The organism is Escherichia sp. E10V10 (assembly GCF_004211985.1).
Lineage (GTDB): Bacteria > Pseudomonadota > Gammaproteobacteria > Enterobacterales > Enterobacteriaceae > Escherichia.
This window is the reverse complement of record NZ_RHJO01000001.1, coordinates 128,175-145,566: the sequence shown is the minus strand read 5'-3', so window position 1 is coordinate 145,566 and position 17,392 is coordinate 128,175. Positions and strand designations below refer to the sequence as shown.

The 17,392-nt window shown below is 50.4% G+C and carries 15 protein-coding genes and 1 tRNA gene; 8 read left to right on the top strand and 8 right to left on the bottom strand.

Annotated features, from left to right (window positions below):
• Nucleotides 1-143: 143 nt before the first annotated feature.
• The 3 genes from fadJ to D9736_RS00625 form a co-directional block, all read right to left on the bottom strand.
• Nucleotides 144-2,288: a fatty acid oxidation complex subunit alpha FadJ gene (gene fadJ, locus D9736_RS00635; RefSeq protein WP_130257446.1), complete on the bottom strand. Its 2,145-nt coding sequence runs from the start codon at nt 2,286-2,288 to the stop codon at nt 144-146.
• A complete protein-coding gene (fadI, locus tag D9736_RS00630; protein ID WP_130257445.1) occupies nt 2,288-3,598 on the bottom strand; it encodes an acetyl-CoA C-acyltransferase FadI in 1,311 nt (436 codons plus the stop codon). The genes fadJ and fadI overlap by 1 nt, the downstream gene beginning before the upstream one ends.
• A gap of 181 nt (nt 3,599-3,779) precedes the next feature.
• Nucleotides 3,780-4,064, bottom strand: coding sequence for a YfcZ/YiiS family protein (locus tag D9736_RS00625; protein WP_130257444.1), 285 nt, complete (start codon nt 4,062-4,064; stop codon nt 3,780-3,782).
• 371 nt (nt 4,065-4,435) lie between these two features.
• Between D9736_RS00625 and fadL the strand changes: the two genes are divergently transcribed.
• Nucleotides 4,436-5,776, top strand: a complete 1,341-nt coding sequence (gene fadL / locus D9736_RS00620) for a long-chain fatty acid transporter FadL (RefSeq protein ID WP_024212665.1) — start codon at nt 4,436-4,438, stop codon at nt 5,774-5,776.
• Nucleotides 5,777-5,837: 61 nt separating this feature from the next.
• Here the strand turns inward: fadL and mlaA are convergent, their stop codons facing one another.
• A complete protein-coding gene (mlaA, locus tag D9736_RS00615; protein WP_130207304.1) occupies nt 5,838-6,593 on the bottom strand; it encodes a phospholipid-binding lipoprotein MlaA in 756 nt (251 codons plus the stop codon).
• A 26-nt stretch (nt 6,594-6,619) separates the two neighbouring features.
• A complete protein-coding gene (locus tag D9736_RS23445; RefSeq protein ID WP_130207306.1) occupies nt 6,620-6,808 on the bottom strand; it encodes a hypothetical protein in 189 nt (62 codons plus the stop codon).
• Nucleotides 6,809-6,886: 78 nt separating this feature from the next.
• Here D9736_RS23445 and D9736_RS00605 point away from each other — a divergent pair, with 78 nt between their 5' ends.
• Both D9736_RS00605 and D9736_RS00600 read left to right on the top strand, forming a co-directional pair.
• Nucleotides 6,887-7,819 carry a formate/nitrite transporter family protein gene (locus tag D9736_RS00605; protein ID WP_130207308.1) on the top strand — a complete coding sequence of 311 codons (933 nt, stop codon included), beginning with the start codon at nt 6,887-6,889 and terminating at the stop codon, nt 7,817-7,819.
• A 75-nt stretch (nt 7,820-7,894) separates the two neighbouring features.
• Nucleotides 7,895-7,969 (top strand) — tRNA-Arg (locus D9736_RS00600).
• A 14-nt stretch (nt 7,970-7,983) separates the two neighbouring features.
• On the opposite strand, the gene D9736_RS00595 is transcribed toward D9736_RS00600, so the two are convergent.
• The gene (locus D9736_RS00595) at nt 7,984-8,226 is read right to left on the bottom strand and encodes a YfdY family protein (RefSeq protein WP_130216891.1); all 243 of its coding nucleotides are present in this window, start codon (nt 8,224-8,226) and stop codon (nt 7,984-7,986) included.
• Between the two features lie 351 nt (nt 8,227-8,577).
• On the opposite strand from D9736_RS00595, the gene lpxP reads away from it, so the two are divergent.
• Together lpxP and ypdK are read left to right on the top strand one after the other, a co-directional pair.
• Nucleotides 8,578-9,498, top strand: a complete 921-nt coding sequence (gene lpxP / locus D9736_RS00590) for a kdo(2)-lipid IV(A) palmitoleoyltransferase (RefSeq protein WP_064526419.1) — start codon at nt 8,578-8,580, stop codon at nt 9,496-9,498.
• Nucleotides 9,499-9,820: 322 nt separating this feature from the next.
• Nucleotides 9,821-9,892 carry a membrane protein YpdK gene (ypdK, locus tag D9736_RS00585; protein ID WP_010723117.1) on the top strand — a complete coding sequence of 24 codons (72 nt, stop codon included), beginning with the start codon at nt 9,821-9,823 and terminating at the stop codon, nt 9,890-9,892.
• Between the two features lie 64 nt (nt 9,893-9,956).
• On the opposite strand, the gene alaC is transcribed toward ypdK, so the two are convergent.
• Nucleotides 9,957-11,195 (bottom strand): alanine transaminase, encoded by a 1,239-nt coding sequence (gene alaC / locus D9736_RS00580; protein WP_000785951.1) that lies wholly within the window; start codon nt 11,193-11,195, stop codon nt 9,957-9,959.
• 375 nt (nt 11,196-11,570) lie between these two features.
• Between alaC and ypdA the strand changes: the two genes are divergently transcribed.
• From ypdA to D9736_RS00565, 3 genes are read left to right on the top strand one after another with little or no spacing between them, the layout of a single operon-like run.
• The gene (gene ypdA / locus D9736_RS00575) at nt 11,571-13,268 is read left to right on the top strand and encodes a two-component system sensor histidine kinase YpdA (RefSeq protein ID WP_130207334.1); all 1,698 of its coding nucleotides are present in this window, start codon (nt 11,571-11,573) and stop codon (nt 13,266-13,268) included.
• A 14-nt stretch (nt 13,269-13,282) separates the two neighbouring features.
• Nucleotides 13,283-14,017 carry a two-component system response regulator YpdB gene (ypdB, locus tag D9736_RS00570; protein WP_130257443.1) on the top strand — a complete coding sequence of 245 codons (735 nt, stop codon included), beginning with the start codon at nt 13,283-13,285 and terminating at the stop codon, nt 14,015-14,017.
• A gap of 12 nt (nt 14,018-14,029) precedes the next feature.
• On the top strand, nt 14,030-14,887 hold the full coding sequence (locus D9736_RS00565; protein WP_130257442.1) for an AraC family transcriptional regulator: 858 nt from the start codon (nt 14,030-14,032) through the stop codon (nt 14,885-14,887).
• Nucleotides 14,888-14,889: 2 nt separating this feature from the next.
• Here D9736_RS00565 and ptsP read toward each other — a convergent pair whose 3' ends face one another.
• A complete protein-coding gene (gene ptsP, locus D9736_RS00560) occupies nt 14,890-17,385 on the bottom strand; it encodes a phosphoenolpyruvate--protein phosphotransferase (protein WP_130257441.1) in 2,496 nt (831 codons plus the stop codon).
• Nucleotides 17,386-17,392: the final 7 nt, after the last annotated feature.

The window sequence follows — 17,392 nt, the reverse complement described above, 5'->3', positions numbered from 1 at the left end:
AAGGCGGTGGCCGGCATTGTGCCTTATCCATTCACCGAATGAAACGCTGTTTTTTACCTCAATGGCGCAAGTATAGTCAACATGCGTTTACATTTTGACCAACCCTCCGCCATTCAGCGCGGATTCATATAGCTTTGACCCTTTTATTGAGGGTCAGTTGCACTTGTTTTCCAAAAACTTTCCCCGCGCTCGCTCATCTCTAATAAACGCTCGCAAGGGGTAAAACGAGAACCATACTGCGTGGCCAGTCGTTGCATTGTTGCAACGACTTCCCCCGCGCCGAGAGCATCGATATATCGGAACGGGCCACCAAGAAACGGTGGGAAGCCTATTCCAAATACCGCGCCAATATCCCCGTCACGCACACTTCGGATAACCTGCTCGTCCAGACAACGTACTGCTTCATTCAGCATCAACATCACACACCGTTCAGCAACCTGCGGTGCGGAGAGTCGCCCCTGCCCTTGTACACCAATTAGCGGGTAAATGGCGGGATCGACCTGTTTTTTGCTTTTACGCCCTTTTTGGCCATAAAGATAGAAACCTCGGCCATTTTTTCTACCTTTGCGATCATCATTCAAAATTGAAGAAACAACATTTGCAGGCGCGCTAAAACGTTCTCCATAAGTTGCTTCCAGTACAGGAATAATTTTAGTCCCGGTATCAATTCCTACCTCATCCAAAAGTTGGATTGGCCCCACCGGAAAACCAAATTTCACCAGCGCGGCATCAATATGCTCAACACGTTCGCCTTCGGTCAACATGCGGATAGCTTCATTAATATACGGCGCCAGGATGCGATTGACATAAAACCCAGCTTTATCCTTTACCACAATCGGCGTTTTGCCCTGTTTTTTCGCCAGTTTTACCGTGGTGGTGATGGTTTTCGCCGATGTCCCCGTATGAGGAATGATTTCCACCAGCGGCATTTTTTCCACCGGGCTGAAGAAATGCAGGCCGATAACTTGCTCTGGTCGCGTGGCGTGCGCGGCAATATCGCTAATCGGTAAAGAGGACGTGTTCGATGCAAAAATGGTATGAGAAGCGCAGTTTTGCTCAACTTCTGCCACCATCTGCTGTTTTAATTCGAGATTTTCAAACACCGCTTCAATAATCAGATCTCGATGGGCAAAGCCACGGTAATCCGTCGTCCCCGAAATTAAAGCCAGTTGCTTGTCGCGTTCGCTGGCTTTGAGATGACGACGGCGCACTTTACCCTCCAGCTGCTCCCAACTGTATTTCAGCGCATGATTTATGCCCTGGGCATTGATATCTTTAATTCTTACCGGCAGACCCGCTTTACAGGCAGTAACGTAGGCAATTCCACCGCCCATCAACCCGCCGCCTAAAATCCCCACGCTGTTTAATGGCGCAAGAGGAGCATCACTGCCGGGATCTTTCTTCACTTCAGTACTGGCAAAAAAGATATTGCGCAGCGCCTGCGATTGCGGCGTCATCGCCAGTTCACCAAACGCCCGAGCTTCGGCGTCATAGCCACTGCTGGTTCCCTGCGCTAAACCGGTTTCAATAACGTCAAGAATGCGTTTTGTCGCTGGATAGTTACCCTGAGTTTTTTGCTCTGTTTTCTTGCCTACCATTTTGAACAACAATGCACGACCTAACGGCCCCGCCAGAATACGCTCGCGTACAGGTAGAGGGCGGGAAGATGGACGATCCTGCTTTGCCAGCTCAACAGCGGCTTCCAGCAAAATGGAGTGCGGAACGACGTCATCCACCAGCCCCAACTTTAATGCCTGTTTCGCCCGAAGTTGTTTTCCGGTGAGGATCATCTCTAATGCTGTGCTGACACCTGTCAGACGTGGCAAACGCTGAGTTCCGCCTGAACCGGGCAATAATCCAAGCTGAACTTCCGGCAAGCCGAGCACAGTTTTAGGATCGTCAGTACACACGCGGCCATGACATGCCAGCGCCAGCTCCAGCCCGCCACCCAGGCAAGCGCCGTGAATAGCGGCAATAACCGGAACAGGCAGAGCATGAATCTCCGCCATCAACTGTTGGCCCTGCCGCGCCAATGCTTCCGCTTCTTGCGCCGTTTTGCAGTTGCCGATCATGTTGATGTCTGCGCCAGCGATGAAGTTGTCTGGTTTAGCGGAGACAAACACCACGCCGCGCAACTCTTTGTTTTCACGGAGTTGCTTAATAATGGCGCGCACCTGCGAAGCAAATTCCGCCTTCAGGGTATTCATTTTCTCGCCGGGAACATCAATGGTGATAACGGCAATGTTGTCCAGACGGACGCTGAGGGTAAACGCTGATGCCATTTCCATTATTCCGCCTCCACAACCATTGCCGCGCCAAGCCCACCTGCGGCACAGGCAGTCACCAAACCAAACCCACCGCCGCGACGCCGCAGTTCATGTAAGGTCTGGGTAATCATCCGTGCGCCGGTAGCCGCAAAGGGATGACCATAAGCAATCGAGCCGCCAAGCACGTTAAATTTGCTATCGTCCACTTCGCCAGTGGCATGTGCTCGCCCCAGTACGTCGCGAGCAAAACGTTCGCTGCCAAGCAACTGAATATTGGCCAGCGTCTGGGCGGCAAACGCTTCGTGCATATCAATCAACGTCAGATCGGCCATTGTCAAACCAGCACGTTCCAGCGCCAGCGGTGTTGACCAGGCCGGACCGAGCAGCATGTCCTGCCAGACATCTATAGCGGTAAATGCGTAGCTGCGCAGATATCCCAGCGGCACCAGCCCTAATTCTTTCGCCCGGGATTCAGTCATCAGGATCACCGCTGCCGCGCCATCGGTCAGCGGCGTACTGTTTGCCGCCGTTACCGTCCCGTGTTTGCGATCAAACGCCGGGCGCAGCTTTGCGTAATCGGCAAGCGTGGAATTGCCGCGAATATTATTATCTTCCGCAAGAGGCTGTTTATAAGGCGGGATATAAGCGGTCATGACTTCTTCTTTTAATTTACCGTCTGACCACGCCTGGGCGGCACGTTGATGCGAACGGTGGGCCAACGCATCTTGCTGTTCACGGGTGATGCCGTACGTTTTCGCCATTTGTTCGGCGGTGTCGCCCATCCGTAATCCAGTGGAGTATTCCGCCACTGCCGGAGGCACCGGCATTAAGTCACGCAAACGTAAGCGAGAAAAAAGTTTCAGGCGCTGGCTCATGGTTCGAGCTTTGTTGACATCAACCAGCACGCGCGCCAGTTTTTTACTGACGCCAATTGGCAATACGGAAGAGGAATCTGCCCCGCCGGCAATCCCCGCTCGAATAGTTCCCGCCATCAGGCTTTCTGCAACGTTTGCAACCGCCTGGAAACTGGTAGCGCAAGCGCGGCTGACGCTGTAAGCATCGGTATGCACATTCATTCCAGTACCGAGAACAATTTCACGCGCAATGTTGGGCGCTTCCGGCATTTGCACAACCTGACCAAATACCAGTTGTTCAATCACTTCGGCGGGGATCTCACTACGAGCAAGCAGTTCTCCGACAACCATCTTCCCCAAATCAACTGCGGGAATGCCATGAAAAGCCGTCGCCTGGCGAGCAAAAGGCGTGCGTAATCCGCTAACAATGGCGATACGATCGCCCTGGCGGGTAACCAGCGGTAAAACCTGACCCATAACACTCCCCTGTAAAAAAATATATAAAGTGGTCTGACCTGATCATAGTCTTAACCATTTTTTTACATTTAGCCAAGTGGAGAAAAGGGAAAGTGGGAGCTATGACACAGAGAGAAAAGAAGAAGAGAAAACAAAACGCCCCTGCCAGCAAACTGGCAGGGGCGTGCGTACCTGAGAGGAATTAACGCAGACCCAGCTGGAAGATCAGCATTTCAGCTTCGCAGGCAAAAGTGAAATCGATATCCAGGCGAACACCGTCAGACTCTTCAGTGAAAGTCGGGGTGATTTTGCACGGTTCGGATTCCACGCCACGGGCTTTTTCAGTCAGCGCCGCCAGCGTTTGTTCTGCTTCTGCGCGGTTTGCAAACACGCGGCTGTAAGACGCGGTGCAGTCGGAGTTGTCCATAATGGTGCCAACATCCATACAGCAGCAAACCGGGGTTTCATCAGCACTACATTTACTCATCGTTGATTTCCTCTGTATGTGCACCTAAGGTGCCAGATAAACGTTGCGGATATTTTACGCTTCTGAAAAGTGCCACTCCAGTTGTTAATTCTGCAAAATCGGATAAGTGACCGAAATCACACTTAAAAATGATCTAAAACAAAATTCACCCGAATCCATGAGTGCGTCACCTCTAAATTTTGCCAGCTGGATCGCGTTTCTTAGATCATATTTGAAAAAACATAGAAACATACTTGCAACATTCCATCTGGTCCGACCTATACTCTCGCCACTGGTCTGATTTCTAAGATGTACATCAGACCCTACACTTCGCGCTCCTGTTACAGCACGTAACATAGTTTGTATAAAAATAAATTATTGAGGTTATGGTCATGAGCCAGAAAACCCTGTTTACAAAGTCTGCTCTCGCAGTCGCAGTGGCACTTATCTCCACCCAGGCCTGGTCGGCAGGCTTTCAGCTAAACGAATTTTCTTCCTCAGGCCTGGGCCGGGCTTATTCAGGGGAAGGCGCAATTGCCGATGATGCCGGTAACGTCAGCCGTAACCCCGCGTTGATTACCATGTTTGACCGCCCAACTTTTTCAGCAGGCGCGGTTTATATTGACCCGGATGTAGATATTACCGGACATTCTAATTTAACCGGTCAGAGTGCAAATGCTAAAAATATCGCGCCGACAGCGTGGGTACCTAACCTGCACTTTGTCGCGCCTATTAACGATCAGTTTGGTTGGGGAGCGTCAATAACTTCCAACTACGGCCTGGCTACGGAATTTACCGATAACTACGCAGCTGGTATCTATGGCGGTAAAACCGATCTGCAGACAATCAACCTTAACCTTAGCGGGGCTTATCGCCTTAACAATAGCTGGAGTTTTGGTCTTGGTTTTGATGCTGTTTACGCCAAGGCAAAAATTGAGCGTTACGCAGGTTCGCTGGGACCTTTGTTGTCTCAACAGCTGATTGCCCAAGGTGTACCCGCTTCATTAACCAATGGTATTAATACTCCGGACTCTCAAATTGCTCATCTGAAAGGTGACGAATGGGGCTTTGGCTGGAACGCGGGTATTCTTTATGAACTGGATAAAGATAACCGTTGGGGCCTGACATATCGTTCAGAAGTTAAAATCGACTTCGAAGGGGATTACAAAAGCTCCATTAACCCAAATCTGAACAATATTTTGGGTAACATGGGCTTACCATATGGCACGATGGGTGCAACCCAAAATGGGTCCCTGACGCTGAATTTACCTGAGATGTGGGAGATTTCTGGTTATAACCGTGTTGCGCCGCAGTGGGCAATTCACTACAGCATGGCCTATACCAGTTGGAGCCAGTTCCAGGAACTGAAAGCGAAAGGCGATAGTGGTCAGACTCTGTTCTACAAAGATGAAGGATTCCGGGACGCATATCGTATCGCGTTGGGTACAACCTACTATTACGATAAAAACTGGACCTTCCGTACCGGTATCGCTTATGACGACAGCCCGGTTCCGGCAGATAAACGTTCTATTTCCATTCCTGACCAGGATCGTTTGTGGTTAAGTGCTGGGTTAACCTACGCATTTAATGAAGATGCATCCATTGACGTTGGCGCATCTTATATGCATGGTCAGAAAGTGAAATTCACCGAAGGTGAAGGAGCGGCAGCTTATTCCTTCGAATCTGAAGGTAAAGCCTGGCTGTTCGGTACTAACTTTAACTACGCGTTCTAATAACACGTTAGTTTAATAACAAAAAAGGTGAGTTTTTCAACTCACCTTTTTTATTGGCTTCTTATTCAGAATCGATATCTTTTAAATCATCCTGAATCGCTTGCGCGTTCGGGTTTTCCTGCGGTTTGAGCTCTCCGCCATTGGCGATGAAATCATGACGCTGGAAGTACGCCTCGCGCACCATGACGTAAGGATCGGACGACTGACGAAGCAGGCCATCAGAATCCAGCAGTTGCGCACGCGTTTCGATACCTTCAAGCGTCCATTTACCTACCGACATCGGCCAGGTCAACCACGAAAGCACTGGATAGAGGCCATCAGCCATATCACCGCCGTCATCTCGCAGCGTGAAGCTACCGTAGAACGGTAACTGAACATAAGGCCCATACCCCACGCCATAGTGACCGAGCGTGCTACCAAAACGGTGAGGTTCCGTTCGTTGCAGTTTCGGATTCGCCATCCCAGCAACATCAATAAAACCCCCCATCCCCAAAATAGTGTTCAGGAAAAAGCGGGTAAAGTGGACCATCCCCTGATAAGGGTCGCCCTGCAGGAAGTAGTTAACCATCACTGCAGGTTCTTCAAGGTTGCCAGTAAAGTTGCTTAACCCATTACGTGCCGGTTGCGGAACATAATCACGCCACACGACAGCCACCGGTCGAACCACATACGGGTCTAACACATTGAAGTTAAAATTGTACATGGTGCGGTTGAACCCTTCTAACGGGTCAGAACGCCCTTGCTGATCTGTTCCGGAACTCGCACACCCCACCAGAAGCGTAGTTCCCAGAGCAAGCGCCGACAGGCGAAGCTTCATAAATGTCTCCCTGTTTTTTTTATGGCTTATGCAGTTTGCCATCCATGACGGAACGATACCGTATCCGCCTGTTTAGGTGTGGGCGATTGTAACAGCACGTCAAATGATGTCCATACGCCCTGTTTTGCTGATTTGATCATAGCCTGGTAATCACCGCCCTGTAGGCTACTTGATTCTATAGAAACAGAAAAAGGCAAACGTTGCCTTTTATTCATTTTCAGAGTAACTCCCGCCAGTTGCGAGCAAAAAAGCCGCTACGCTTTAGCTATACGTGCTAATCAAGAGAACTCACCATGGATAACGATAAAATTGATAAACACAGCGACGAAATTGAAGTCGAGAGTGAAGAAAAAGAGCGCGGAAAAAAAATTGAAATAGATGAAGATCGGCTCCCTTCCCGGGCAATGGCTATCCACGAGCATATCCGTCAGGACGGCGAAAAAGAGCTGGAACGCGACGCAATGGCGCTACTGTGGTCAGCTATTGCAGCAGGTCTGTCGATGGGTGCATCGCTACTGGCAAAAGGGATATTTCATGTCGAACTGGAAGGCGTGCCAGGGAGTTTCTTGCTGGAGAATCTCGGTTATACCTTTGGTTTTATTATCGTTATTATGGCGCGCCAGCAATTATTCACCGAGAATACAGTTACTGCGGTACTGCCCGTAATGCAAAAACCGACAATGGGCAATGTTGGTTTATTGCTGCGACTTTGGGGCGTTGTTCTGTTAGGTAATATTCTGGGAACGGGTATTGCGGCGTGGGCTTTTGAGTATATGCCTATTTTTGATGAAGAAACCCGCGATGCGTTTGTCAAAATCGGCATGGATGTGATGAAGAACTCGCCCAGCGAGATGTTTGCCAATGCGATCATTTCCGGCTGGCTAATAGCTACTATGGTATGGATGTTTCCGGCGGCGGGTGCGGCAAAAATAGTAGTGATTATTTTGATGACCTGGCTTATCGCCCTGGGAGACACCACTCATATCGTTGTCGGTTCCGTAGAGATCCTCTATCTGGTATTTAACGGCACACTACACTGGAGCGATTTTGTCTGGCCATTTGCGCTTCCCACTCTGGCGGGAAACATCTGTGGCGGCACCTTTATCTTCGCGTTGATGAGTCATGCGCAAATTCGCAACGACATGAGCAATAAGCGAAAAGAAGAAGCACGTCAGAAAGCAGAACGTGCGGAAAACATTAAGAAAAATGATAAAAATCCGGCATGAGTGGCGAGCGTTTAAGCAATCGAGCGGCAGTGTACTTACCCCGCAGTCCATTAGCGGGTATACTCATGCCGCGCTGTCCTCTTAGTTAAATGGATATAACGAGCCCCTCCTAAGGGCTAATTGCAGGTTCGATTCCTGCAGGGGACACCACGTTAACGTCTTGATTACCGCCTTCCATACCCCACCATAAAGCGAATCATCAATCCGCAGGCTGGTGCAAGAAACATAAATATTCCCGTGACCAACTCATTGCCACTGGTTAACCACATCGTGGAGTAATAAATGAGTGCGGCAAGGATGACCATGCCGAAGAATGAAGAGACAGCAGAAACTACATTTAATACCTGACCGATATATCCGCTAACGCAGACGATACACAGGGCGAGAAACATCCATAAATAAATCATAGCTCAACCTCCTGCCGTGCTAAAAAACGTGTTACTTCAATTGCTCCAATAGTAAGACAATTCTTAACCACTGGCAATTTCAGCAAAATATTAATAAAAACAATATATTATCGACATGACTGTAAATCACTGAAAAATATTCACTTGAGCAATAAATAATCACTAGCTGAAAATAATCAGCTAGTGATAAAATAGAAATACCGTATTCATGCTCCTCGTGGTTATGTCCTGACTAGTCTTTACACTCTTTACAGGAACCATTGTCGTACATGATGGCCCAATCAATTGAGTGTACCGCTGTAGACATGGAATCTTCTGCGATACAACAATTCGTATCTACAGAAGGTAACTATGTTTCCACAATGCAAATTTTCCCGCGAGTTCCTGCATCCTCGCTACTGGCTGACGTGGTTTGGTCTTGGCGTACTCTGGCTTTGGGTACAACTTCCTTACCCTGTTCTGTGCTTCCTTGGCACGCGTATCGGCACAATGGCCAGACCGTTCTTGAAACGTCGCGAATCCATCGCCCGCAAAAACCTTGAGCTTTGTTTCCCGCAGCTTTCCTCCGAAGAGCGCGAGAAGATGATTACCGACAACTTTCGCTCGCTCGGAATGGCGTTGGTAGAAACCGGAATGGCGTGGTTCTGGCCAGATCGTCGCGTGCGTAAATGGTTTGATGTCGAAGGGCTGGATAACCTGCAACGCGCGCAAATGCAAAATCGTGGCGTGATGGTTGTCGGTGTGCACTTTATGTCGCTGGAGTTGGGTGGCCGCGTAATGGGGCTTTGCCAACCGATGATGGCAACTTACCGTCCGCATAATAATCAACTGATGGAATGGGTACAAACCCGTGGTCGCATGCGTTCCAATAAAGCGATGATCGGTAGAAATAATCTGCGCGGCATTGTCAGTGCGCTGAAAAAAGGTGAAGCCGTATGGTTTGCACCTGACCAGGATTATGGTCGTAAAGGTAGCTCCTTCGCGCCGTTCTTTGCGGTAGAAAATGTTGCTACAACCAATGGCACCTACGTTCTCTCTCGCCTCTCTGGCGCAGCTATGCTAACTGTGACGATGGTACGAAAAACCGATTATAGCGGTTACCGTCTGTTTATTACGCCAGAAATGGAAGGCTATCCGGCTGATGAAATTCAGGCCGCCGCCTATATGAACAAAATTATTGAGAAAGAGATTATGCGCGCACCAGAGCAGTATCTCTGGATCCATCGCCGCTTCAAAACGCGTCCGGTGGGTGAAGCCTCGTTATACGTTTAACAAATAACCCAGGCTTTTTCCCTCCTCAGATAAGCCATAATAACATCATGGTTTTTATGGCTTTTTTCTTAAGATTTTTCCCTTCGCTGAGTCGTGAATTATTACTTCCAGAAATCAATCTGTCGCCGATATGCGACACTCGTAAGTTACTAAAAGTAAATAAGAAAATGCCACTTGTTTCGATTTAGTTTTAGGCGTACATTAGCGCCGTCTCGAGCCAATATGCTCAGAATTCTGAGGTGATGCCCGCGGGTGTCAGCTCACTGTAACAGGTGTAATGAAGTCATTCAGGCGTAACAGTAATTACGCGGAGAGATGTAAAGTGAAATATTTCTTTATGGGCATTTCTTTTATGGTCATCGTTTGGGCCGGTACTTTTGCCCTGATGATCTAAAAGTAAACTGCGAAACGAAAAACAGGAGCCATCAGGCTCCTGTTTGCATTTCTGGCGATGGTGTTTATTCCGCGTTTTCGTGAATATGTTTGCTGCTGGCGGGCAGTAAACCGTCGGCACGGAACATCGCTTTAATCCCTCTGATGGCCTGACGAATACGATCACGGTTTTCAATCAGTGCAAAGCGTACATGCGTGTCGCCGTAGTCGCCAAAGCCGATGCCGGGTGAGACACACACTTTCGCTTCGTTAAGCAGCTTCTTGGCAAATTCCAGCGAGCCCATTGCCGCATACGGTTCCGGGATTTTCGCCCAGACATACATCGAGGCTTTCGGCATTTCAACCATCCAGCCCGCTTCATGCAGCCCTTTTACCAGCACATCGCGGCGACGCTTATACTGTTCAGCAATATCACGCACACACTGCTGATCGCCTTCCAGCGCCGCGATGGCGGCAACCTGTAATGGCGTAAAGGTGCCGTAATCGTGATAGCTTTTGATGCGCGCCAACGCGCTGACCAGTGTTTTATTGCCGACCATAAAGCCGATACGCCAGCCCGCCATATTGTAGCTTTTCGACAGCGTAAAGAACTCGACCGCTACGTCACGTGCGCCCGGCACCTGCATGATTGACGGCGCTTTCCAGCCATCGTAGACGATATCCGCATAGGCCAGGTCATGGACCACCAGTACATCGTAGCGTTTCGCCAGCGCCACTACTTTTTCGAAAAACTCCAGTTCCACGCATTGCGCGGTTGGGTTTGACGGGAAGCCAAGGATCATCATCTTTGGTTTCGGATAACTTTCACGAATAGCGCGTTCCAGTTCGTTGAAAAAATCGACACCTTCCACCAGCGGCACTGAACGTACCTGAGCACCAGCAATCACCGCGCCATAAATATGAATGGGGTAGCTTGGATTCGGCACCAGCACCGTGTCACCGTGATCGAGCGTCGCCAGCATCAGGTGCGCCAGCCCCTCTTTCGAACCGATGGTGACGATGGCTTCTGATTCCGGGTCGATTTCAACGTCGTAACGTTCCTGATACCAGCGGGAAATCGCGCGACGTAACCGAGGAATACCGCGTGAGGTGGAGTAACCGTGTGTGTCCGGTCGCTGCGCCACAGTACATAATTTTTCGACAATATGCGGCGGAGTCGCACCGTCTGGGTTACCCATGCTGAAATCGATAATATCTTCGCCGCGCCGACGCGCAGCCATCTTCAGTTCAGCGGTAATGTTAAAAACGTAGGGCGGGAGACGATCAATGCGCGTAAAGCGACGTTCAGGGCGAGTGTCAGCCATAATTTCCTCAGATTAACGTTAGCGCCCGGACCGTCCGAGCGACGCTGCCACGATGGTGGCTGTTTTGAAAATAGCCTGATTAATTTCTGTCTGTCCAGCGTTTTGGAAAATTTTTATCAATGCGAAAAAAGAGGAACAAAACCTTAAAAACAGGAAAGTCAGATTCGCCAACAAGAAAATTATCACCCATTACATTAACAATATAATTTCAATAAATTTACTAATTGGCTTGATGCTGACAAGAGATGTATTGCCAGTACACCATTTATCTTTCAATCCCCTTTTAAATTTGTGGTTTTTCCTCAAAAGTAGCGCACTGGTCATCAGCCTTCAGGTTACCTATCATAGAGGTTTAAACCTTATTCAGAGTCACCCGTGCACGAAATATTCAACATGCTGCTGGCGGTCTTCGATCGGGCAGCGCTAATGCTTATCTGCCTGTTTTTCCTCATTCGTATCCGCCTGTTTCGCGAGCTGTTGCACAAGTCGGCGCACTCAGCGAAAGAGCTACTCGCTGTTACCGCCATTTTCTCGATGTTCGCCTTGTTCAGCACCTGGTCCGGCGTACCGGTGGAAGGTTCGCTGGTTAACGTGCGTATTATTGCGGTGATGTCAGGCGGGATTCTGTTTGGCCCATGGGTAGGCATTATTACCGGGGTAATCGCAGGTATTCATCGTTATTTAATTGATATCGGCGGCGTGACGGCTATCCCCTGCTTTATCACCAGTATTCTGGCGGGATGCATCTCTGGTTGGATCAACCTGAAAATCCCTAAAGCGCAGCGTTGGCGCGTCGGTATTCTCGGCGGCATGCTCTGTGAAACGTTGACCATGATTCTGGTGATTGTCTGGGCGCCGACCACTGAGCTGGGGCTGGATATCGTCTCCAAAATCGGTATCCCGATGATCCTCGGCAGTGTCTGTATCGGCTTTATTGTGCTGCTGGTACAAAGCGTTGAGGGAGAAAAAGAAGCCAGTGCCGCGCGCCAGGCCAAGCTGGCGCTGGATATCGCCAATAAAACCCTGCCGCTGTTTCGCCATGTGAATAGCGAATCATTACGTAAAGTTTGCGAAATTATCCGCGATGACATTCACGCTGACGCGGTAGCAATCACCAATACCGATCATGTGCTGGCGTATGTCGGCGTGGGCGAACACAACTATCAGAATGGCGATGACTTCATTAGCCCGACTACCCGCCAGGCGATGAATTACGGGAAAATCATTATTAAAAACAATGATGAAGCCCACCGCACACCAGAGATTCATTCCATGCTGGTGATCCCATTGTGGGAGAAAGGCGTGGTGACCGGAACACTGAAAATTTACTACTGCCACGCGCACCAGATTACGTCATCATTACAGGAAATGGCGGTCGGTTTGTCGCAAATCATCTCTACCCAACTGGAGGTTTCTCGCGCCGAGCAGCTACGGGAAATGGCAAATAAGGCAGAGCTTCGCGCCCTGCAAAGCAAAATTAATCCCCATTTTCTGTTTAACGCTCTGAACGCTATTTCATCGTCGATTCGTCTGAATCCAGACACTGCTCGCCAGCTAATCTTTAATTTGTCGCGCTATCTGCGCTATAACATTGAATTAAAAGACGATGAGCAAATTGATATCAAAAAAGAGCTGTACCAAATTAAAGACTATATCGCCATTGAGCAGGCCCGCTTTGGCGACAAGCTGACGGTTATCTATGATATTGATGAAGAGGTGAATTGCTGTATTCCCAGTCTGCTGATCCAGCCGTTAGTGGAGAACGCCATTGTCCACGGTATTCAGCCTTGCAAGGGAAAAGGGGTTGTCACCATCAGCGTTGCGGAGTGCGGTAATCGGGTCCGTATTGCGGTAAGAGATACCGGGCATGGCATCGATCCAAAGGTGATTGAGCGGGTCGAAGCGAATGAAATGCCGGGCAATAAAATCGGCCTGCTGAATGTGCATCATCGCGTGAAGTTGTTATATGGCGAGGGGCTGCATATCCGCCGCCTGGAACCAGGAACGGAAATTGCGTTTTACATTCCTAACCAACGCACCCCTGTCGCCTCACAGGCTACGTTATTGCTTTGAGCCGGAGTGATATTGTGAAAGTCATCATTGTTGAAGACGAATTCCTGGCACAACAGGAACTTAGCTGGCTTATTAAAGAGCACAGCCAGATGGAGATTGTCGGCACCTTTGACGACGGTCTGGACGTGTTGAAGTTTTTGCAGCATAACCGCGTCGACGCCATTTTTCTGGATATTAATATTCCGTCGCTGGATGGAGTGCTGCTGGCACAAAACATCAGCCAGTTCGCCCATAAGCCGTTTATTGTGTTTATCACCGCGTGGAAAGAACATGCGGTGGAAGCGTTTGAACTGGAGGCGTTTGACTACATTCTCAAACCGTATCAGGAGTCACGGATTACCGGGATGCTGCAAAAGCTGGAAGCCGCCTGGCAGCAACAGCAAACCAGCAGCATGCCCACTGTGCCGTTAACGCGTGAGAATGACACCATCAATCTGGTGAAAGATGAACGCCTCATCGTGACGCCGGTTAATGATATCTACTATGCCGAAGCGCACGAGAAAATGACCTTTGTCTATACGCGGCGTGAATCTTATGTGATGCCAATGAACATCACCGAGTTTTGCAGCAAACTGCCGTCGTCGCACTTTTTCCGCTGCCATCGCTCGTTTTGCGTCAACCTGAACAAAATCCGCGAGATAGAACCGTGGTTTAATAATACCTATATTCTGCGGCTGAAAGATCTGGATTTTGAAGTGCCAGTCAGCCGCAGCAAAGTTAAAGAATTCCGCCAGTTAATGCATCTGTAATCGGGAACTTTCATGAAAGCAGCAGGCTTGCCCGCCGATCAACAATTTTTCGCCGATCTGTTCAGCGGCCTGGTGCTTAACCCGCAACTGCTTGGGCGCGTCTGGTTTGCCTGCCAGCCCGCCTCGCTGCCGGTAGGCAGTTTGTGTATTGATTTTCCCCGACTGGATATTGTGCTGCGCGGCGAATATGGCAATCTGCTGGAAGCAAAGCAGCAGCGTATGGTGGAAGGAGAAATGCTGTTTATTCCGGCGCGCGCGGCTAATTTACCGGTCAACCACAAACCGGTAATGCTGTTAAGCCTGGTGTTTGCGCCGACCTGGCTGGGGTTATCGTTTTACGATAGCCGCACCACGTCGTTGTTGCATCCTGTTCGCCAGATCCAACTTCCCAGCCTGCAACGCGGCGAAGGTGAAGCAATGCTTACCGCCCTCACCCATCTCAGCCGTTCGCCACTGGAGCAGAGTATCATTCAACCGTTGGTGTTAAGTTTGCTGCATCTTTGCCGCAACGTGGTCAACATGCCACCGGGCAATTCGCAACCGCGCGGCGATTTTCTCTACCACAGCATTTGTAACTGGGTTCAGGATAACTACGCCCAACCACTCACCCGCGAGAGTGTGGCGCAGTTTTTTAATATCACGCCCAATCATCTGTCAAAACTGTTTGCGCAGCATGGAACAATGCGTTTTATCGAGTATGTGCGTTGGGTGCGAATGGCGAAGGCGAGGATGATATTACAGAAATATCATCTGTCGATTCATGAAGTGGCACAGCGTTGCGGTTTTCCGGATAGCGACTATTTTTGTCGCGTTTTCCGGCGTCAGTTTGGTCTGACGCCGGGAGAGTACAGCGCACGTTTTCAGGGCTAACTTCAGAAGGTTAATTCCGTTTCCAGCAACGTCAGAATACTTTGTGCATCTTGCGCGGCAAACAGCGACTGGCGGAAGTTTTTATTCACCAGTTTACGCGCCAGCTGCGAGAAGACTTTCACATGATTCATCCCTTCGTTAGCGCCCAGCGTCAGCATGATCACCAGTTCGACTTCGCCCATTTCTGACTGCCAGTCAACCGGTTTCACCAGCCGGGCAATGCTGATACTGGAATGACGGATCCACTGAGATTTAGTGTGCGGGATCGCCACGCCAAAACCGACGCCAGTAGTAACAATCTCTTCTCGCTGCCAGACATCTTCTTCCAGCTCGAACGGATGTTCAGTGCGCCCGTTAACGCCGAGGTTACCGCACAGGAACTGAATCGCCTGCTCTTTATTGCTAAAGTCCTGATCAACGAAGATATTCTCCAGCGCCAGCAGTGGGCGAACGTCTTCTTCCGGCGTAAACGCGGTGAGTAACGCTTCAATTTCCTGCGCGCTGCGGCATTCACATGCCTGACGTGCCAGTTCCCGACACGCCTCGCTATCCAGTTGACGAAGCAGGCTTTTCACCGCCGGAATGCGTGGGCTACTCATGCTTAACTCGTCCAGGTCCAGCCCAAACAGAAGCGGCAGATAACGGCTTTCACCGCCCAGTTCACCGCAAATACCTACCCATTTGCCCCGCTGATGCGCAGTGGTAACTATCTGCTGCAACATGCGTAGAAACGATGGCGTAATCGGGTTATACAGCGGCGATACGCGCGGGTTATTACGATCGACCGCATACAGATACTGGGTCATATCGTTGGAGCCGATACTGAAGAAATCGACCTCATCGCAGAAGTGATCGATGATGTAGCACACCGACGGCACTTCCACCATGATCCCAAGCGTAATCGTCTCTGCATGACGCAGGCCATCGCGCTTAAGCTCAACGATCGCTTTTTGGATCTCGCCCTTCACCCATAAGATCTGATCGAGACTGTGGACCATCGGGATCATCAACTGGGCGTTGCCGTAACTGGCGGCGCGCAAAATGGCCCGCAGTTGAGTGCGGAACAGGCCCGCAAATTCCGGGTAAATACGTACCGCACGATAGCCGAGGAACGGGTTCTCTTCCTGGGGAATGTTGAGGTAAGGAATGCTTTTATCACCGCCGATGTCCATCGTACGGAAGATAATCGGCTTGTCACCCGCCGCCAGTAGCACCTGCTGGTAGGCTTCAAATTGCTCCTGTTCGTCCGGCGCGCTGTCACGATCCATATAGAGCATTTCGGTACGGAACAGCCCGACGCCTTCCGCGCCGTTAGCAAACGCGCCAGGTGCTTCCAGAGCAGTGCCAATATTCGCCGCAATATCAATACGCTTGTTATCACGGGAATAGGCCAGCTGCGCGGCGGCCTGCGCCTGTTGCTGCTGGCGTTTATCCGCCAGTGTCTGCGCAACCTGATAATAACCACTCACCGCGTCATCAGGATTTACCGCCAGTACGCCGCACTGGGCGTCAAGCACCGCCGGTTGCCCAGCATAACGGGCAATCGCATCCAGCGGCAGGCCGCTAAGAACGGGGATCGCCGAGGCGCGGGCCAGAATCAGAGTATGCGAGGTGCGCCCGGTTTTCTCCAGAATCATGCCTGCGAGATTTTTCAAATCGAGGCTCAAAAACTGGCTTGGGGTTAAATCTTCAGCCACCAGAATGGTCGGTTTTTCAAGCACCAGATTGTTGCGCGGCTTCAGTTCCGGCCAGATGATATGCAGCAACTGTTCGCTGATATCGCGAATGTCGCTAACACGTTCGCGCAGATAATCGCTGGCAGAAGCAGAAAGCTTGTCGCAAACCTGCTCCATATTGTTGATGATCGCCGCCCCCAGCCCCTGATGCTGTTCTGTCATCAGGCGACGGATATTGCCCGCAAACTCATCATCCTGAATCAGCGACAAATGGGCGCTGAGAATGGTTTTGCTTTCGCCGTCACGCTCGCGCAGTTGCTGATTCAGTTGCTCGGCAAGCGTTGCCAGGCTGTGCTCCAGCCAGGTGGAGTCTTGCGCACTGGCCGGGATCGCCCGGTAACTGTCGAGGCTGTTGCTCTGTAACAGGGTCAGCGTACCCACGCCGACGCCGCTTGCCAGCACATTGCCGTACAGTAAATCAGGGTTCAGGCGGCTTAATGAACGCGGCAGCGGGTGCGCCGTCAGTTCTGCCTGCGTCGGCTGGACGCTGTCGCTGTCGATAAAGCGCACCTGGATGTACTCTTCCAGCACGCGCCGCGCCTGCTCTTCATCGCTGCCGCTAATGTTCAGGCTGCAACTGTCATTAAATAAGGTGCCGGTGCCAATCAGCGCCAGCGAGCTTTTAGCATCGGCCTTTGCGTTCTGGCGATGGTTGATAAAGGTGATTTCGCTTTGCCACTGGCTGCACTGTTCTTTAAGTTCCCACGCCGGACGAGCATGTAGACCGTTAGGCAAAGGACAGAGAAATTGAATTGTTAGCATAACCGCT

Bases quoted from the DNA above. Each gene is read 5' to 3' on its own strand.
- D9736_RS00605 (WP_130207308.1), top strand. From the start codon at position 6,887: ATGGATAACGATAAAATTGATAAACACAGCGACGAAATTGAAGTCGAG.
- D9736_RS23445 (WP_130207306.1), bottom strand. From the start codon at position 6,808: ATGAATAAAAGGCAACGTTTGCCTTTTTCTGTTTCTATAGAATCAAGT.
- lpxP (WP_064526419.1), top strand. From the start codon at position 8,578: ATGTTTCCACAATGCAAATTTTCCCGCGAGTTCCTGCATCCTCGCTAC.
- D9736_RS00565 (WP_130257442.1), top strand. From the start codon at position 14,030: ATGAAAGCAGCAGGCTTGCCCGCCGATCAACAATTTTTCGCCGATCTG.
- fadI (WP_130257445.1), bottom strand. From the start codon at position 3,598: ATGGGTCAGGTTTTACCGCTGGTTACCCGCCAGGGCGATCGTATCGCC.
- mlaA (WP_130207304.1), bottom strand. From the start codon at position 6,593: ATGAAGCTTCGCCTGTCGGCGCTTGCTCTGGGAACTACGCTTCTGGTG.
- fadJ (WP_130257446.1), bottom strand. From the start codon at position 2,288: ATGGAAATGGCATCAGCGTTTACCCTCAGCGTCCGTCTGGACAACATT.
- alaC (WP_000785951.1), bottom strand. From the start codon at position 11,195: ATGGCTGACACTCGCCCTGAACGTCGCTTTACGCGCATTGATCGTCTC.
- D9736_RS00625 (WP_130257444.1), bottom strand. From the start codon at position 4,064: ATGAGTAAATGTAGTGCTGATGAAACCCCGGTTTGCTGCTGTATGGAT.
- ptsP (WP_130257441.1), bottom strand. From the start codon at position 17,385: ATGCTAACAATTCAATTTCTCTGTCCTTTGCCTAACGGTCTACATGCT.
- fadL (WP_024212665.1), top strand. From the start codon at position 4,436: ATGAGCCAGAAAACCCTGTTTACAAAGTCTGCTCTCGCAGTCGCAGTG.
- D9736_RS00595 (WP_130216891.1), bottom strand. From the start codon at position 8,226: ATGATTTATTTATGGATGTTTCTCGCCCTGTGTATCGTCTGCGTTAGC.